Origin of the sequence: Bacillus sp. 179-C3.3 HS (genome assembly GCF_047229225.1) — a bacterium.
GTDB lineage: Bacteria > Bacillota > Bacilli > Bacillales > Bacillaceae > Bacillus.
Genome location: NZ_JBFEFT010000003.1, coordinates 26805 through 41486 on the forward strand (window position 1 = coordinate 26805; position 14682 = coordinate 41486).

Annotated in this window: 16 protein-coding genes and 1 riboswitch; of the genes, 12 read left to right on the forward strand and 4 right to left on the reverse strand. The window is 40.5% G+C overall.

The annotated features are described in order from the left end of the window. Positions 1 to 13: 13 nt before the first annotated feature. Both AB1K80_RS03245 and AB1K80_RS03250 read left to right on the forward strand, forming a co-directional pair. Positions 14 to 808, forward strand: a complete 795-nt coding sequence (locus AB1K80_RS03245) for an alpha/beta hydrolase family protein (protein ID WP_412855182.1) — start codon at positions 14 to 16, stop codon at positions 806 to 808. A gap of 40 nt (positions 809 to 848) precedes the next feature. Next, entirely contained in the window at positions 849 to 1091 is a 243-nt protein-coding gene (locus AB1K80_RS03250; protein WP_412855183.1) for a DUF2584 domain-containing protein, read from the forward strand. A gap of 36 nt (positions 1092 to 1127) precedes the next feature. On the opposite strand, the gene pckA is transcribed toward AB1K80_RS03250, so the two are convergent. Then, positions 1128 to 2714, reverse strand: a complete 1587-nt coding sequence (gene pckA / locus AB1K80_RS03255) for a phosphoenolpyruvate carboxykinase (ATP) (RefSeq protein ID WP_412855184.1) — start codon at positions 2712 to 2714, stop codon at positions 1128 to 1130. Between the two features lie 227 nt (positions 2715 to 2941). After that, a riboswitch (SAM riboswitch) is annotated at positions 2942 to 3078 on the forward strand. Positions 3079 to 3270: 192 nt separating this feature from the next. Here pckA and metK point away from each other — a divergent pair. Together metK and asnB are read left to right on the forward strand one after the other, a co-directional pair. Then, on the forward strand, positions 3271 to 4476 hold the full coding sequence (gene metK, locus AB1K80_RS03260; RefSeq protein ID WP_412855185.1) for a methionine adenosyltransferase: 1206 nt from the start codon (positions 3271 to 3273) through the stop codon (positions 4474 to 4476). A 145-nt stretch (positions 4477 to 4621) separates the two neighbouring features. Beyond that, positions 4622 to 6520: an asparagine synthase (glutamine-hydrolyzing) gene (asnB, locus tag AB1K80_RS03265; protein ID WP_412855186.1), complete on the forward strand. Its 1899-nt coding sequence runs from the start codon at positions 4622 to 4624 to the stop codon at positions 6518 to 6520. Positions 6521 to 6661: 141 nt separating this feature from the next. On the opposite strand, the gene AB1K80_RS03270 is transcribed toward asnB, so the two are convergent. Then, complete coding sequence (locus tag AB1K80_RS03270; protein ID WP_412855187.1) at positions 6662 to 7177, reverse strand: gamma carbonic anhydrase family protein; 516 nt, start codon at positions 7175 to 7177, stop codon at positions 6662 to 6664. A gap of 46 nt (positions 7178 to 7223) precedes the next feature. Between AB1K80_RS03270 and AB1K80_RS03275 the strand changes: the two genes are divergently transcribed. From AB1K80_RS03275 to AB1K80_RS03285, 3 genes are all read left to right on the forward strand, one after another. Then, entirely contained in the window at positions 7224 to 8003 is a 780-nt protein-coding gene (locus AB1K80_RS03275) for an alpha/beta hydrolase (RefSeq protein ID WP_412855188.1), read from the forward strand. A 29-nt stretch (positions 8004 to 8032) separates the two neighbouring features. Beyond that, the gene (locus tag AB1K80_RS03280) at positions 8033 to 9112 is read left to right on the forward strand and encodes a tetraprenyl-beta-curcumene synthase family protein (protein WP_412855189.1); all 1080 of its coding nucleotides are present in this window, start codon (positions 8033 to 8035) and stop codon (positions 9110 to 9112) included. 192 nt (positions 9113 to 9304) lie between these two features. Continuing rightward, positions 9305 to 10078 carry a sporulation protein gene (locus AB1K80_RS03285; RefSeq protein WP_412855190.1) on the forward strand — a complete coding sequence of 258 codons (774 nt, stop codon included), beginning with the start codon at positions 9305 to 9307 and terminating at the stop codon, positions 10076 to 10078. A gap of 86 nt (positions 10079 to 10164) precedes the next feature. Here the strand turns inward: AB1K80_RS03285 and AB1K80_RS03290 are convergent, their stop codons facing one another. Both AB1K80_RS03290 and AB1K80_RS03295 read right to left on the reverse strand, forming a co-directional pair. Continuing rightward, positions 10165 to 10734: a class I SAM-dependent methyltransferase gene (locus AB1K80_RS03290; RefSeq protein WP_412855191.1), complete on the reverse strand. Its 570-nt coding sequence runs from the start codon at positions 10732 to 10734 to the stop codon at positions 10165 to 10167. Further along, the gene (locus AB1K80_RS03295; protein ID WP_412855192.1) at positions 10731 to 11696 is read right to left on the reverse strand and encodes a TIGR01212 family radical SAM protein; all 966 of its coding nucleotides are present in this window, start codon (positions 11694 to 11696) and stop codon (positions 10731 to 10733) included. The genes AB1K80_RS03290 and AB1K80_RS03295 overlap by 4 nt, the downstream gene beginning before the upstream one ends. A gap of 151 nt (positions 11697 to 11847) precedes the next feature. Between AB1K80_RS03295 and AB1K80_RS03300 the strand changes: the two genes are divergently transcribed. The 5 genes from AB1K80_RS03300 (at position 11848) to AB1K80_RS03320 (ending at position 14681) form a co-directional block, all read left to right on the forward strand. After that, positions 11848 to 12123 carry a YtzC family protein gene (locus tag AB1K80_RS03300; RefSeq protein ID WP_412855193.1) on the forward strand — a complete coding sequence of 92 codons (276 nt, stop codon included), beginning with the start codon at positions 11848 to 11850 and terminating at the stop codon, positions 12121 to 12123. Between the two features lie 141 nt (positions 12124 to 12264). Then, positions 12265 to 12399, forward strand: coding sequence for a hypothetical protein (locus tag AB1K80_RS03305; RefSeq protein WP_412855194.1), 135 nt, complete (start codon positions 12265 to 12267; stop codon positions 12397 to 12399). Between the two features lie 44 nt (positions 12400 to 12443). After that, the gene (locus AB1K80_RS03310; RefSeq protein WP_412855195.1) at positions 12444 to 12836 is read left to right on the forward strand and encodes a GntR family transcriptional regulator; all 393 of its coding nucleotides are present in this window, start codon (positions 12444 to 12446) and stop codon (positions 12834 to 12836) included. Further along, positions 12829 to 13707 (forward strand): ATP-binding cassette domain-containing protein, encoded by an 879-nt coding sequence (locus AB1K80_RS03315; RefSeq protein WP_412855196.1) that lies wholly within the window; start codon positions 12829 to 12831, stop codon positions 13705 to 13707. The genes AB1K80_RS03310 and AB1K80_RS03315 overlap by 8 nt, the downstream gene beginning before the upstream one ends. Beyond that, positions 13701 to 14681 (forward strand): ABC transporter ATP-binding protein, encoded by a 981-nt coding sequence (locus AB1K80_RS03320; RefSeq protein WP_412855197.1) that lies wholly within the window; start codon positions 13701 to 13703, stop codon positions 14679 to 14681. The genes AB1K80_RS03315 and AB1K80_RS03320 overlap by 7 nt, the downstream gene beginning before the upstream one ends. Position 14682 lies beyond the last annotated feature (1 nt).

Genomic DNA, 14682 nt, shown 5'->3' on the forward strand with positions numbered 1-14682 from the left:
GAGAGATTTGTAAGTGATTGTGGAAAAAAGAAGATTTCCTTCGCCCCATCCGAAGATTCATTTGTATACAGTGACGTATGTAGCAGATGGACTTCGAATCAAGGGGCTCCTCGCTGAACCGATCGGACAAGGTCACTATGATGGGTTTCTTTATTTACGAGGCGGAATTAAAAATGTGGGGATGGTCAGACCGGGGCGGATCGTCCAATTTGCAGCACAAGGCTTTGTCGTTTTTGCTCCTTTTTATCGGGGGAATCAAGGTGGAGAAGGCAATGAAGACTTTGCAGGAGAAGATAGGAAAGATGCATTCGCTGCCTTTCAACTATTGAAAAACCATCCTAAAGTGAAGCCAGATCGAATTCATATCTTCGGCTTTTCACGGGGCGGGATCATGGGCATTTGGACGGCGATCGAAATGAAACATGAGGCCGCTTCATTTGTGACATGGGGAGGCGTAAGTGATATGAAGCTGACCTATGAAGAACGTGTGGATATGAGAAGAATGATGAAGCGGGTAATAGGCGGTGCGCCGCATAAAGTACCAGAGGCATACGAGGGGAGAACCCCTCTGAACGATGTCGACAAGATGGAAGCGCCAGTTTTAATTATTCATGGTGAGCAAGATCAAAATGTGTCGATTGAACATGCCTATTTATTAGAGGAAGCGCTACGCCAGCATGGGAAGTCTGTGGAAACATGGTATTTCCATGGATATAACCATTACTTCCCTCCTCATCATAATCGAGAGATTGTGAGACGATTGTCCACATGGATGCAAAGCCGTCAGAGAGGAAATGTGGTAAAATAAACGAAGATCAAGAATTTTAGAAAGTAGGGGGATTTTCGTTATGGGAATGCCTGTTGAATTTAATACAATGATTGTCACAAAAGGAAAAGAGACAAGAATTGAAGAAAATGTGTTTGAACTCATGAAGGAAGGATACCGCATTTATCCACTAAACATTCCAATTGAGGTGCGGAAAACGAAAGATGGAGAAAAAACAGGGACAGCCCATGTAGAAAAGCTGGAACTGACTGAAGATGTGACGAAGGTGACGTATCGCCTTTTGTCATTGCATTCAACGAATTAAAAAAGCTGAGGGAAAATTCCCTCAGCTTTCGTCATGTTAGACGAGTGGTCCGCCATTTGCTTCAATATCACTTGCCGCATGGCTGAATTTTTTGAAGTTCTTTTTAAATTCGTTGGCAAGGAAACGCGCTTTTTCTTGATATGCATCTTGGTCCGCCCACGTTTTAGAAGGCTGAAGCACTTCATCTGGTACACCAGGAATATGAAGCGGGATGTGTAACCCGAAGATCTCGTCCGTGATCATTTCTGATTGGTCAAGATCTCCCTCGATCGCCGCTTGAACCATTGCTCTTGTATGAGCTAGATTCATCCGTTTACCTATGCCATATCCTCCGCCAGTCCAACCTGTATTCACAAGAAATACTTTTGCACCGTGCTCATCGATCTTTTTGCCAAGCATTTCCGCATATACATGAGCTGGGAGTGGAAGAAATGGTGAACCGAAGCACGTAGAGAACGTCGTTTCTGGTGAAGTGATCCCGCGCTCTGTTCCGGCTAACTTACTTGTATAGCCGCTCAAGAAATGATACATCGCTTGTTCTTTTGTTAAACGGCTGATTGGAGGTAAGACGCCAAATGCATCAGCTGTTAAAAAGACAATGGCAGATGGATGTCCTGCGATGCTTGGTTTCACAATATTATCAATCATCTCAATTGGATATGCAGCACGTGTATTTTCAGTAAAGAATGTGTCATCATAATCGGCTTCACGTGTTTCTTCATCAAGCACCACATTCTCAAGAACCGAACCGAATCGGATCGCCTTGTAAATTTGCGGTTCCTTTTCTTCGCTTAAGTTTACGCATTTTGCGTAGCAGCCGCCCTCAATATTAAAGACGCCTGTTCCAGACCATCCGTGTTCATCATCCCCGATAAGCTTACGACTTGCGCTTGCAGAAAGCGTTGTTTTCCCAGTCCCTGATAGACCGAAGAATAATGCGACATCGCCTTCTTGACCGACGTTTGCTGAGCAGTGCATCGAGAGAATATCTTGTTCTGGTAGTAAGTAGTTCATGACAGAGAAGATGGATTTTTTCATCTCTCCTGCATATTCTGTTCCACCGATGAGAATCGTCCGTTTTTCAAAAGAAACGATAATGAACGTTTCTGAGTTTGTGCCATCTGTTTCAGGATCTGCTTTGAAGTGAGGTGCAGATAAGATGGTGAAAGGCTCCTCTTTTGAAGAAGGGGTTGTTCCGTCAGGTCTGATAAATAATTGTTTGGCAAACAGATTGTGCCATGCAAATTCGTTTACGACTGTAATCGGCATGCGGTATCTGTCGTCAGCACCTGCAAATCCTTCAAATACAAATAGTTCATCACGTTCTTTTAAGTATGACACAACTTTTGTATATAAACGGTCAAATGCGTCTTTTGAGATTGGTTGGTTTACAGAACCCCAATCAATTTTATGCTCAGAGCTTTCTTCTCTTACGATAAATTTATCTTTAGGTGAACGTCCAGTATAAGCACCTGTCGTAGCGCGGACAGCTCCAGTTGATGTTAAAACGCCTTCATGGCGTGCCAAAATCTTTTCAACAAGTTTCGGGACAGATAAGTTTTGGTGCGTATTTTCTAATGAGAGCAATGACTGCAAATCTTCTTTTAAATCAACTGAGTTCATAAAAAAACCCTTCCTTTACCGTTGAATTTGGTTATTTTTGATTAGTATAACACATTGATAATAATAGTCTATACTATTTGAATATTTTTGTGTGTGTTTTTTCATTTCTGCTATGAAAATATACGTTTTGGTGATGCTAATAAACGGGTCAAAAAGAAAGGAGATAAATCCTTTGAAGCATTGACATCATGCAGGGTTTTAAGATAAGATATCTTATTGAACGGATACTCTTATCCCGAGTTGGTGGAGGGACAGGCCCAATGAAGCCCAGCAACCGGTTTCTTTTAAAAAGGCATGAATGTGCCTGAGAAACCAAGGTGCTAACCTGATGCAAGGTACACTAGAACACCTTGAGCGATAAGAGTGAAAGGCATGCGATCTCTGACCCTTTCCTCGCAATGATGGAAATGGTTTTTTTATTTTCGGGATTTCATATGAACAAATTGCCAAATACATCTCTAATATAAACGTTTCATATAAGAGGGAACGAGTTCCGTATCATATTGGAGGCCCCATCTTGGGAGGATGTGGTCTTGTACAGGAGGAAATAGCCATTATGAGTCAAAATCGTCGTTTATTTACTTCAGAATCAGTAACGGAAGGACACCCAGATAAAATCTGTGATCAAATTTCAGACAGCATTTTAGATGAAATTTTAAAGAAAGATCCGAATGCACGTGTTGCTTGTGAAACTTCTGTAACGACAGGTCTTGTATTAGTAAGCGGTGAGATCACAACGTCTACTTATGTCGATATTCCAAAGACGGTACGTGACACCATTAAGGAAATTGGCTACACACGTGCGAAATATGGTTTTGATGCGGAAACATGTGCAGTTCTTACGTCGATTGATGAGCAGTCAGCTGATATTGCACAAGGTGTAGATAAAGCACTTGAAGCTCGTGAAGGAACAATGACTGAAGAAGAAATTGATGCGATCGGTGCAGGTGACCAAGGGCTGATGTTTGGCTTCGCCAATAACGAAACGGAAGAGCTCATGCCATTACCGATTTCGCTCGCGCATAAATTATCTCGTCGTTTAACGGAAGTGCGTAAGAATGAGACACTTGCTTATCTTCGTCCAGATGGGAAAACACAAGTAACAGTTGAATATGACGATCAAAATAAACCAGTACGTATTGATACAGTGGTTATCTCTACACAGCATGCACCAGAGGTGACGCTGGAGCAAATCCAATCTGACTTAAAAGAGCATGTGATTGGTCCTGTTGTTCCGAGTCAATTGATTGATGAAGAGACGAAATACTTTATTAATCCAACAGGCCGTTTCGTCATCGGTGGACCTCAAGGGGATGCTGGATTGACAGGCCGTAAAATCATCGTCGATACGTATGGCGGTTATGCACGTCATGGCGGCGGTGCTTTCTCAGGTAAGGATGCAACAAAGGTTGACCGTTCTGCAGCATATGCTGCCCGTTACGTGGCGAAAAACATCGTAGCAGCGGGTCTTGCGGACTCTTGTGAAGTACAACTTGCCTATGCGATTGGTGTTGCACAGCCTGTATCCATCTCAATTGATACGTTCGGAACAGGAAAAGCATCTGAAGAGAAATTAATTGAAGTGGTTCGTGCGAACTTTGATCTTCGTCCGGCTGGCATTATTAAAATGCTTGATTTACGCCGTCCGATTTACAAACAGACAGCTGCATATGGACATTTTGGCCGACACGACTTAGATCTACCGTGGGAAAAAACAGATAAGGCCGACACGCTTCGCAAGGAAGCATTAGGTCAATCATAACAACATAAAAACCGCTTAATTTAAGCGGTTTTCCTTTTGATTAAAAAAATTTAAAAAAAGCTTAAAAATGTGAAACAAAATAGGACAAAATACTGTCTAATTAGAGGTTTACTTTTAAGAAATAACATGACGTGGAGGCAATAATATGTGTGGGTTTGTTGGTGTATTTAATCACCGTCCATTGTCCGATACTACTGAACAAGAAGAATTGATAAAACAAATGAATGGTCTCATCGTTCACCGTGGTCCGGATGATGAGGGATATTTTCATGATGAACATGTAGGATTTGGATTTAGACGTTTAAGTATTATAGATGTGGAACACGGAAAACAGCCACTTTCTTATGAAGATGAGAAATACTGGATTGTGTTTAACGGAGAAATTTATAACTATGTGGAGCTGAAAGAAGAGCTTGTAAAAGAAGGCTATACATTCAGTACAGATTCTGATACGGAAGTCCTTCTTGCCACATATCGTCACTACAAGGAAGAAGCAGCTTCAAAGCTTCGAGGAATGTTTGCGTTTTTGATCTGGGATAAAGAAGCGCAGTTGCTATATGGCGCCAGAGATCCTTTTGGAATCAAACCGCTATATGTTACACACAAGGACGAGCAAGTGTACTTTGCTTCTGAACGTAAAAGCTTAATGGCTGTAAATGAGGACATTGAATTTGATAAGACATCTTTGCAGCAATATATGTCTTTCCAGTTCGTTCCTGAGCCAAATACACTTGACCAAAATGTGCATAAAGTGGAGCCAGGTCATCAGTTCACATTGCGCCCTGGACAAGACATCCAATTCAAGACCTATTGGAAAGTGCAATTTAAGCCTGAACAAACACAAGAGCAGAAATTAATCCAAGAAGTGCGAGAAGCAATTTACGATTCTGTGAAAGTGCACATGAGAAGTGATGTGCCTGTTGGTTCATTCTTATCAGGTGGAATTGATTCTTCTTTCATTGTTTCTGTAGCCAAAGAATTTCACCCTGATCTCAAAACGTTCTCAGTTGGCTTCCAGCAAGACGGCTTTAGTGAGGTTGATGTAGCGAAGGAAACAGCTGATAAGCTTGGCTTACAAAACTTTAGTGCTGTGATCTCTCCAGAGGAGTATATGAACGAGCTTCCGAAAATTGTTTGGCATTTGGATGATCCTTTAGCTGATCCGGCGGCGATTCCTCTTTATTTCGTTGCAAAAGAAGCGAAGAAACAAGTAACTGTTGTGCTTTCTGGTGAAGGAGCGGATGAGCTATTCGGTGGATATAACATTTACCGTGAGCCCCTTTCTCTAAAACCGTTTGAATCTGTTCCATCTATGTTGAAAAAGCTTCTTCTTCGTCTCTCGCGTTTAATGCCAGAGGGAATGAAAGGGAAAAGCTTTATCGAACGTGGCTGTACACCGCTAGAGGACCGATATATTGGGAATGCAAAAATCTTTGAAGAACCAGTGAAGAAAAAACTCTTAAAGCAGTACGATCCGAACGTCACCTATCGTGACATCACAAAAACATATTTCCAAGAGAGTGCTGGCTACAGTGATATTAACAAAATGCAATATGTTGATATTCATACGTGGATGCGTGGTGATATCTTGCTGAAAGCAGACAAAGTGACGATGGCGAATTCCCTAGAACTTCGTGTACCATTCCTTGATAAGGTCGTTTTTGAAGCGGCTTCTAAAATTCCAGAAGAGCTGAAAACAAAAGATGGGACAACAAAGTATTTATTGCGTAAAGCAGCAGAAGGCATTGTGCCAGACCATGTGTTAAATCGTAAAAAATTAGGTTTCCCTGTTCCAATTCGTCATTGGCTGAAAAATGAGATGAACGCTTGGGCGAAAGACATCATTCAAAATAGCCAAACGGATGAATATTTGAACAAAGAATATGTTCTACATTTATTAAATGAACATTGTGCTGGTAAAGCTGACCACAGCCGTAAAATTTGGACTGTCTTGATCTTTATGATTTGGCATAGCATATTTGTCGAGCGCAGTATTGATCCAGAACAGTTGAATCATCAACCAAAAGAAGTGATTTTTAGTTAATAAAAAAGGTTTTCAGCGTTAAGCTGAAAACCTTTTTTGTCATGATAGAAAGTGAAGCGGAAGGGTAAAATAACAAGTGATTCATAGTTATTGCTTAATATACTGAAAAAAACATGATAAAGTGAAGATAGACGTATGATGTTAACGAGATAAAAGGGAACGATAGTATTGCCCTTTTTCTACATATTCTCTACGAATACGGTCCATATCTTGAATGTCTTCATCTGTTAAAGAACGAACAACTTTGGCTGGACGACCAAAAGCGAGTGATCCTTTTGGGATGACTTTACCTTGCGGGACAAGGCTGCCTGCACCGATAAAGGCACCTTCACCAATCTCCGCACCATCAAGAATGATGGACCCCATGCCAATGAGGGCATTTTTTCGAATAATAGAGCTATGTAATGTAACTTGGTGTCCAATGGTAGCACCATCTTCAATAAGAAGTGTTTTTCCAGGGCTTTGATGCAGACAGGATAAATCTTGAATGTTGACGTTCTTTCCGATTCTGACAGGGGCAACGTCCCCTCTGATGACGGTTTGGAACCAAACACTTGAATATTCTCCGATGGTAACATCACCTGTAATGGTGGCGTTATCTGCAACAAAGACCGTTTCATGAATCTCAGGTGTAAACTGATGATATGGATATATCACTTTTTTCGACTTCCTTTCTAAATACAACATGTGTGAGGTGTTTACTATGTGGACGTGGCATGCTGAAAGACCAGTAGGCACAATTGTGATTGTACATGGTGCAAGTGAATATCATGGCCGTTATAAATGGCTCATTGAAATGTGGCGAAATGCAGGCTATCACGTTGTCATGGGTGATTTGCCTGGACAAGGAACTTCGACACGAGCGCGGGGCCACATTCGCTCATTTCAAGAATACATTGATACAGTAGATGAATGGATTGACCATGCAAAGTCATTTAGGCTTCCTACATTTTTACTTGGTCATAGTATGGGTGGACTCGTTTCCATTGAATGGGTCAAGCAGTATACCCATACGAAGATTGATGGCCTTATTTTATCATCACCTTGTTTAGGTCTGCAATTTAAACCGAAAAAGCTGATGGATTTTGCATCAAAAGGGCTAAATGTGTTGGCACCATCTTTTAAGGTGGAGTCTGGGCTTTCAATTGAACTGGCGACACGTAATCAGGATGTCATTGAAGCAGACTCCAATGATTCTCTTTATGTGACAAAGGTGTCGGTGAGATGGTACCGAGAGCTTGTTAAAAATATTGATGCAGCAATGCAACCAACAAACGCGTTTAAGGCGATTCCTTTGCTCTTAATGCAAGCGGGTGATGATAAAATTGTTGATCAAACAAAAGTGGTCAAGTGGTTTAATGGCATTGAATCATTGAATAAATCATACCGTGAATGGGAAGGACTGTATCACGAAATTTTTAACGAGCCGGAACGAGAAGATGTGTTTAAGGCGGCAAGAGCCTTTACAGATCAATATATTTGATTGTCAGCTAAAGTTGGGGGTGGATTGATTTGTCAGTACCAGAGCGTCCATTTGCACTGATGACGAGGGTGTATAAAGATATTTTTCCGCTTGTACATCAGGAGCTAAATAAGTGGCGAGCTCATGCAGAAATGATTGAAAATGAAGAACTGAGAACGCAGGCACTAGCGAGTATTTCCAGTAAAACATTTCATTGTGAAGGTGGAGGCATCTTATCTCTACTAGCAGGTGAAGAGAAGGAGACTTGTATTGAATTTATTGTGGCGTACCAAACGATCAGCGATTACTTAGATAACCTATGTGACCGCAGTACATCGCTTGACCCAAAGGACTTTCATATGCTGCATCAAGCAATGAGAGATGCGCTTGATATTCATGCTGAGCTCAAACCGTATTATCAATTCCGTGAGGAGCAAGAGGATCATGGGTATTTACATGCGCTCGTGCGTACATGTCAAAACGTGCTGTCACGCGTAGCGCATTATCCGATCATTCAGCCTTATTTACATACGCTTTGCGATTACTATAGTGATTTGCAAGTACATAAGCACGTTGTTCCTCATGAACGTGTGCCCCGGCTAGAATCATGGTTTCGCCAATATGAACAGGATCTGCCGAAGATGGAATGGTATGAGTTTTCCGCATGTGCAGGATCAACGTTAGGGATTTTCTGTCTTGTGGCGTATGCACTTCAGCCTGAATTCACAGAGAAGCAAGCGAAGCAAATTTATGAGAGCTATTTTCCTTATATCCAAGGTTTGCATATTTTACTGGATTATTTAATTGATCAAGAAGAGGATCGTCTTGGAGGGGATCTGAATTTCTGCACATATTACAATTCCCATCATGAGATGATGGATCGACTTCAGCATTTTATTGAAAAAGCAGATGAACAGCTGAAAGGCATTCCGCACGAAAATTTCCACAAACTGATTAATAGAGGATTATTGGCGGTCTATTTGTCTGATGAAAAAGTAACAGCCCAAAAAGAAATGAACAAGCTGGCGAAGCGGCTGATCAAATCAAGTGGAAAAACGTCATTCTTTTTCTATATCAATGGAAGAGCCTATCGAACCTATCAGAAAATGCCATGGATGAAATCTTCATAAAAAATGTAATTTATGTTTAGCTTGTAGAGAAAACGATGTTTTTTCTACAAGCTTTTTTTGTTTCTTGATGTCAAACTTCTTCTACATCTGATCGAATATACATAAAAAATAGGAAAAAAGTATGAATAAAATGAATCTTTTTTCCTCTGCCTTGCGTATAAGTGTTCAGAAAACGAAAAAGGAGAAGATATGATGTCATTTTTAAAGAAGTTTGCGGCGAGTGTTGGCATTGGTGCAGCAAAAGTAGATACGATATTGGAGAGAGAAGCGTATGTTCCAGGAGAAGAAGTGAGGGGAACTGTCCATGTCAAAGGCGGAAAGATCGCTCAGGACATTCGCTATATTGATTTAAAGCTTAACACGCGGTACGTCATTGTAAAGGATGATGAGGAGCACCGCAAGTATGCGACAATCCATTCTTTACGGGTGACTGATTCATTCACCATTCAGCCTGGAGAAGAGCATCAATTTTCGTTCTCATTCACTCTTCCCCTCGATACACCGATCTCTGTAGGAAAAGTAGAGGTCTCTGTGGTGACAGACCTTGATATTCAAGGTGGTATTGATAAATTTGATAATGACCGCATCATCGTGAAGGCACATCCTTGGATTGACAGTGTACTAGGAGCAGTCAGTCATCTAGGTTTCCGCCTTCATGAAGCAGACTGCGAACAAGCGCCTTACTTCCAGCGACGCCTGCCGTTCGTTCAAGAATTTGAATTCATCCCGACAGCGGGCTACTATCGTCAAATGCTTGACGAATTAGAACTTATTTTCCTAATAGATGAAGATGGTTTAGACATTGTATTTGAAATCGATCGTAGAGCAAGAGGACTGCGAGGATGGTTGGAAGAGATGTATAATGACGGAGAACAGCTTGTACGTATCCGTTTTAACCAATCAGAGCTTGAAGATACAGAAGAGCTTGAAGAGATATTAGCAGAAATCATAGATCAATACGCATAATCAATCATGAGGAAGAGCCACAGTTAAAATAGGCTCTTTTTTTCATAAAAAAAGAACTCGCTTCGTATGTGAAACGAGTTCAGATTCTATAGCTTTTTTTCAATGGCTACCACAAAAGGTGGATCGTTATGAATGTTCATGTATTGATATGACAGTACTTGTACTTCTTCATGATCAAGTGATCTGCAGTAGTCAAGCAGCTCTTCTTTTTCTTTTTTACCTTCAGGGTGACCGTGATAAATGACGAGAACGATCAGACCGCCGGGTTTCATCCAGTCAATGAGTTGTTTGATCGCTTCAATGGTCGTATGAGCTTGCGTGGTGACAGATTTATCGCCGCCAGGTAGGTATCCAAGGTTAAATACCGCACCAGATATGTGTCCATACGTATCGGTTGGTAAGTGATCAGCAAGTTTTTCATGTCCGCTGTGAATGAGGTGAACGTAAGGGTATTGTTCACCAAGCCTTTTGCTTGTTTGCTGTAAGGCCTCTTCTTGAACGTCAAATGCGAAAACTTGTCCATCTTTTCCTACAAGGTCCGCTAAATAGAGTGTATCGTGGCCATTCCCCATTGTTGCATCAATGACGATGTCACCCTTTTTACAAGCTCGTTCTAATAGCTCTTTACTAAAAGGAAGCATGCGTTTTAAAATCATTTGGACGCTTCTTCCAATCTGACGAATCGTTTGCCCTGGTAGCTATTACGTCTTTCAAGCTCCGCATTAATGGCATTCAGCACTTCCCACTTATTCACACTCCACATTGGCCCAACCATTAATTCAATCGGACCGTCACCTGTGATTCGGTGAATGATCATTTCTGGTGGCAAAATTTCTAGCTGATCACACACAAGCTTCACATATTCTTCCTGGCTTAAAAACTCCAGCTTGCCTTTCTCGTATTGTTTCACCATTGGCGTTCCTTTTAGAAGATGAAGTAAATGAATTTTAATGCCTTGCACATCTAAATCAGCGACGGCTTTTGCTGTTTCCATCATCATGTCTCGATTTTCAAGGGGTAATCCATTGATGATATGCGAACAGACACGAATGCCATGTTTCCGCAATTTTTCTACACCTTCTACATAACATTCAAAGTCGTGGGCACGGTTAATGAGCATGGCTGTCCGTTCGTGGACGGTTTGTAAACCAAGCTCTACCCATAAATAAGTCCGCTCATTTAATTCAGCTAAATATTCGACAACATCATCTGGTAAACAGTCGGGTCTCGTTGCAATCGATAAACCAACCACTCCATCAAGATTCATGACGGTTTCATATTTTTCTTTTAGGACAGGGAGTGGTGCATGTGTATTCGTATATGCTTGGAAATACGCCATGTATTTTCCATCTTTCCACTTTGTGTGCATCCGATCTTTGATTTCATTGAACTGGGTGATCAGATCATCTGCTCGATTTCCTGCGAAGTCACCGGAGCCAGCGGCACTACAAAATGTACAACCGCCATGGGCGACGGTACCGTCACGGTTAGGGCAATCAAAGCCACCGTCTAATGCGACTTTAAACACTTTATGACCAAAGTGCTCACGCAAATGATAATTCCATGTGTGATAACGTTTTTCGCTGTTTGAATATAAAAAAGGGTTATGCTGATCCAAGTCAGTAACCTCCTTGCATAATAATAGGCATCCTAAAAGTTTAACAAAAATTACGGATGAGAACAATTGATCTGTCAACATTTTCGTAATTGAAATGGGGAGGATTGGGCAAAATAGGCGGGAGTCATTGAAGAGATGGGAGGAATGCAAGATGGCAACTAGAAAGTCAATTGATGAATTTATGCAAAAAAGTACTGAAACCCTTGAATTTGCAAGTGAACAATTTGATTTAAGTCAGCGGCAAGAACACTACAACGAAGAAGAATTTTCAAAAGCACAGCTTATGCTTGAGGATACAGTGAATGAATTAGAAAAATTAAAAGATGTCGCCAATGATCAACAGAGAGAGCGTTTAGACAGAGCACGTGTCCAAATTCAAAGTATGCAAAACCAAATGATAATAGGCATTTCATATGATAACGAATGACAAGCAGATCCTTCTTTTAAGGATCTGTTTTTATTTTTCAAAAAAATCGTTGACTTTCTGACTAAGTGTATATAATGTATTAGGTGTACTACATCAACTAATACACTTTATACACTTAAAAGTGAAGAAAGGTGTTCAACCATGAAAAAAGAAAAAAAGCCAATTCATCTCAAATGGACCGTACTAGCCATTATGCTAGCATGTACATTTTTTTTCGTACTCGTTTTCATTGGTTTTGAAATTCAAAAAGATTTTATGCCGATGTTGTCTCTTTAATGCAAGTGACTGTAAAAGCATGAATGAGGAAAGAGGGATTCATCATGATTCAAATAGATCCAAGAAGCGCTGTACCAATTTACGAGCAAATCATTGAGCAATTGAAAATTTTATGCTTAAAAGGAGTGATGAAGCCTGGTGATAAATTGCCCTCTGTGAGAGAGCTGGCCACCATCATCATTGCCAATCCAAATACCGTCAGCAAGGCGTATAAAGAGCTTGAACGGGAAGGGATCATTGAGACGCTGAGAGGCCGAGGGACATATGTGACCGAACAAGCACAGCTAAAGTTAAATGAAGGGAAGGTGTTGGAGATGAAGGAACAATTGAAACAACTCATCATCGAAGCTCATTATGCTGGGATTGATATACATCAACTAAAGGATTGGATAGAAGAAATTAGCATAAGCCTAAAAGGAGGAAAGCAAGTTGATTGAGGTTAGAAATGTGTCAAAGAAATTAAATGGACGCGAAGTCCTTAGTGAAATTTCCTTCAAGCTAGAGGAAGGGGAGATCTTCGGTCTGCTTGGTCGAAATGGCTCTGGAAAAACAACCTTACTTAGGCTGATTCAACAAATACTACTTCCAGATGAAGGCGAGATTTATTTTAAAAATGTGCTGATAAAAGACCATCCTTTAGTAAAGCAAAATATTGTATATATGCCAGTCATTAATCCGTATTTTGACCGGTACCATTACGGGCAGCTTGTCCAGCTACTAAGGAAAATCTATCCGAAGTTTGACGTGACATACGCCAATGAGCTTGTGAACCGGTATGAGATCCCAGAAAAAGTGAAATATCGTGATCTTTCCACTGGGCTAAAAAAACAGCTCTCATTAATTTTAAGCTTTGCCATTAAACCTGCGGTCATTTTGTTAGATGAGCCGACAGATGGGATTGACGCTGTGACAAGAAACGACGTGCTGCAGCTCATGATTGATGAAGTCGCAGAACGACAAACCTCTATTCTCATCACATCTCATCGCTTAGAGGACATTGAGCGGATGTGTAACCGAATCGGCTTCTTAGAAGGCAATCAAATGACGAATGTCATGGATTTAGATGAATTAAAGAAGGACTATGTCAAAATCCAAATGGCGTTTGAAGAAGATATGAATGTCAGTATTAGAAAAAAGGACGTTGCCATATTAGATCAGGCGGGTGTTTTCTATACAGTGCTTGTCTTAAAAACAGATGTAGACACAATCGCGTATTTGAAGTCGTTACAGCCTAAAGTATGGAACGAACTACCTGTCAATTTAGAAGAAGTATTCATCGCAAAATTTGGAGGGAAACGAAGATGGTAAAGCGGCAATTATTATATAAGGAGTGGAAGCAATCAGAGCTGACATTCATTTTAGTGATGATTATTGCGGCGCTTGCAACGCCCTTTACATTTTTAATGGAATATTCATCCTTTCAATCTTGCTTAAATGACACTACGTGTACACCAGCAGGAGATCATTTTTATTATAGCTTTTATGTAGACACCTTTTTAAATAGTTCATGGATCATTGGTTTGTTTTTTGCACTAATGCAACTTGGTATTGAAAGAAACAAAGGACTAATGGATTTTACATTGTCATTGCCTTTTAGTAGAAGTTCCATTTATCACTCAAAATTTATGCTGGCTACAGGTATCTTGATCTTGATTCATGTGGTTTCTTACGGCCTTTCATTTTTATTGACTGTATTGCTGCATCCATCTGAAATCAATAGTTTCCACTATGATTATTTATTCGCACTGATCCAAGCATTGATGGTATATAGTTTAGTTTTGGCAGCAGGTGCATTAACAGGGAGTGCCATTGCCCAAGCGATTGTTGCATTCAGTACATCTATTTTACCTATCTTATTGATCGGCTTACCAGTTGTTCATTTAGACTTTTTTTTACAAACCTATTCAATTTACTATATACTGGAAGGCTTCATTATGGCAATATCACCGATTGTCTATTTGGAATTTGGACCCAATGTGACAGAACCTCATTTATTTGCAGGTGAAGATATTATCATTCCAATCTTGATGATTGTTTTATTTTATATCATCGGTTTGATTAGCTTTAAAAAACACCCTATTGAACGAACTGGCCATTTCTTTCTTTATCCAAAAATGAACCGACCCATTCAAATTATGGTCATTGCCTTTGGTGTATTAGGATTTGGCATGACAGGCATGCCTACAGAGAATTCATCATTATTTAGTTATATCGTTTTCATGCTGATAGGTGGGGCTGTTGGCGCCTTGTTGAGCTATATCTTAATCTATCGAAAAAAATAAT

What these genes read in the sequence shown, in the direction of transcription:
- AB1K80_RS03290 (WP_412855191.1), bottom strand. Translation starts at nt 10,734, where the DNA reads ATGATTTTAAAACGCATGCTTCCTTTTAGTAAAGAGCTATTAGAACGA.
- AB1K80_RS03310 (WP_412855195.1), top strand. Translation starts at nt 12,444, where the DNA reads ATGATTCAAATAGATCCAAGAAGCGCTGTACCAATTTACGAGCAAATC.
- asnB (WP_412855186.1), top strand. Translation starts at nt 4,622, where the DNA reads ATGTGTGGGTTTGTTGGTGTATTTAATCACCGTCCATTGTCCGATACT.
- AB1K80_RS03275 (WP_412855188.1), top strand. Translation starts at nt 7,224, where the DNA reads ATGTGGACGTGGCATGCTGAAAGACCAGTAGGCACAATTGTGATTGTA.
- AB1K80_RS03250 (WP_412855183.1), top strand. Translation starts at nt 849, where the DNA reads ATGGGAATGCCTGTTGAATTTAATACAATGATTGTCACAAAAGGAAAA.
- AB1K80_RS03285 (WP_412855190.1), top strand. Translation starts at nt 9,305, where the DNA reads ATGTCATTTTTAAAGAAGTTTGCGGCGAGTGTTGGCATTGGTGCAGCA.
- pckA (WP_412855184.1), bottom strand. Translation starts at nt 2,714, where the DNA reads ATGAACTCAGTTGATTTAAAAGAAGATTTGCAGTCATTGCTCTCATTA.
- AB1K80_RS03305 (WP_412855194.1), top strand. Translation starts at nt 12,265, where the DNA reads ATGAAAAAAGAAAAAAAGCCAATTCATCTCAAATGGACCGTACTAGCC.
- AB1K80_RS03320 (WP_412855197.1), top strand. Translation starts at nt 13,701, where the DNA reads ATGGTAAAGCGGCAATTATTATATAAGGAGTGGAAGCAATCAGAGCTG.
- metK (WP_412855185.1), top strand. Translation starts at nt 3,271, where the DNA reads ATGAGTCAAAATCGTCGTTTATTTACTTCAGAATCAGTAACGGAAGGA.
- AB1K80_RS03300 (WP_412855193.1), top strand. Translation starts at nt 11,848, where the DNA reads ATGGCAACTAGAAAGTCAATTGATGAATTTATGCAAAAAAGTACTGAA.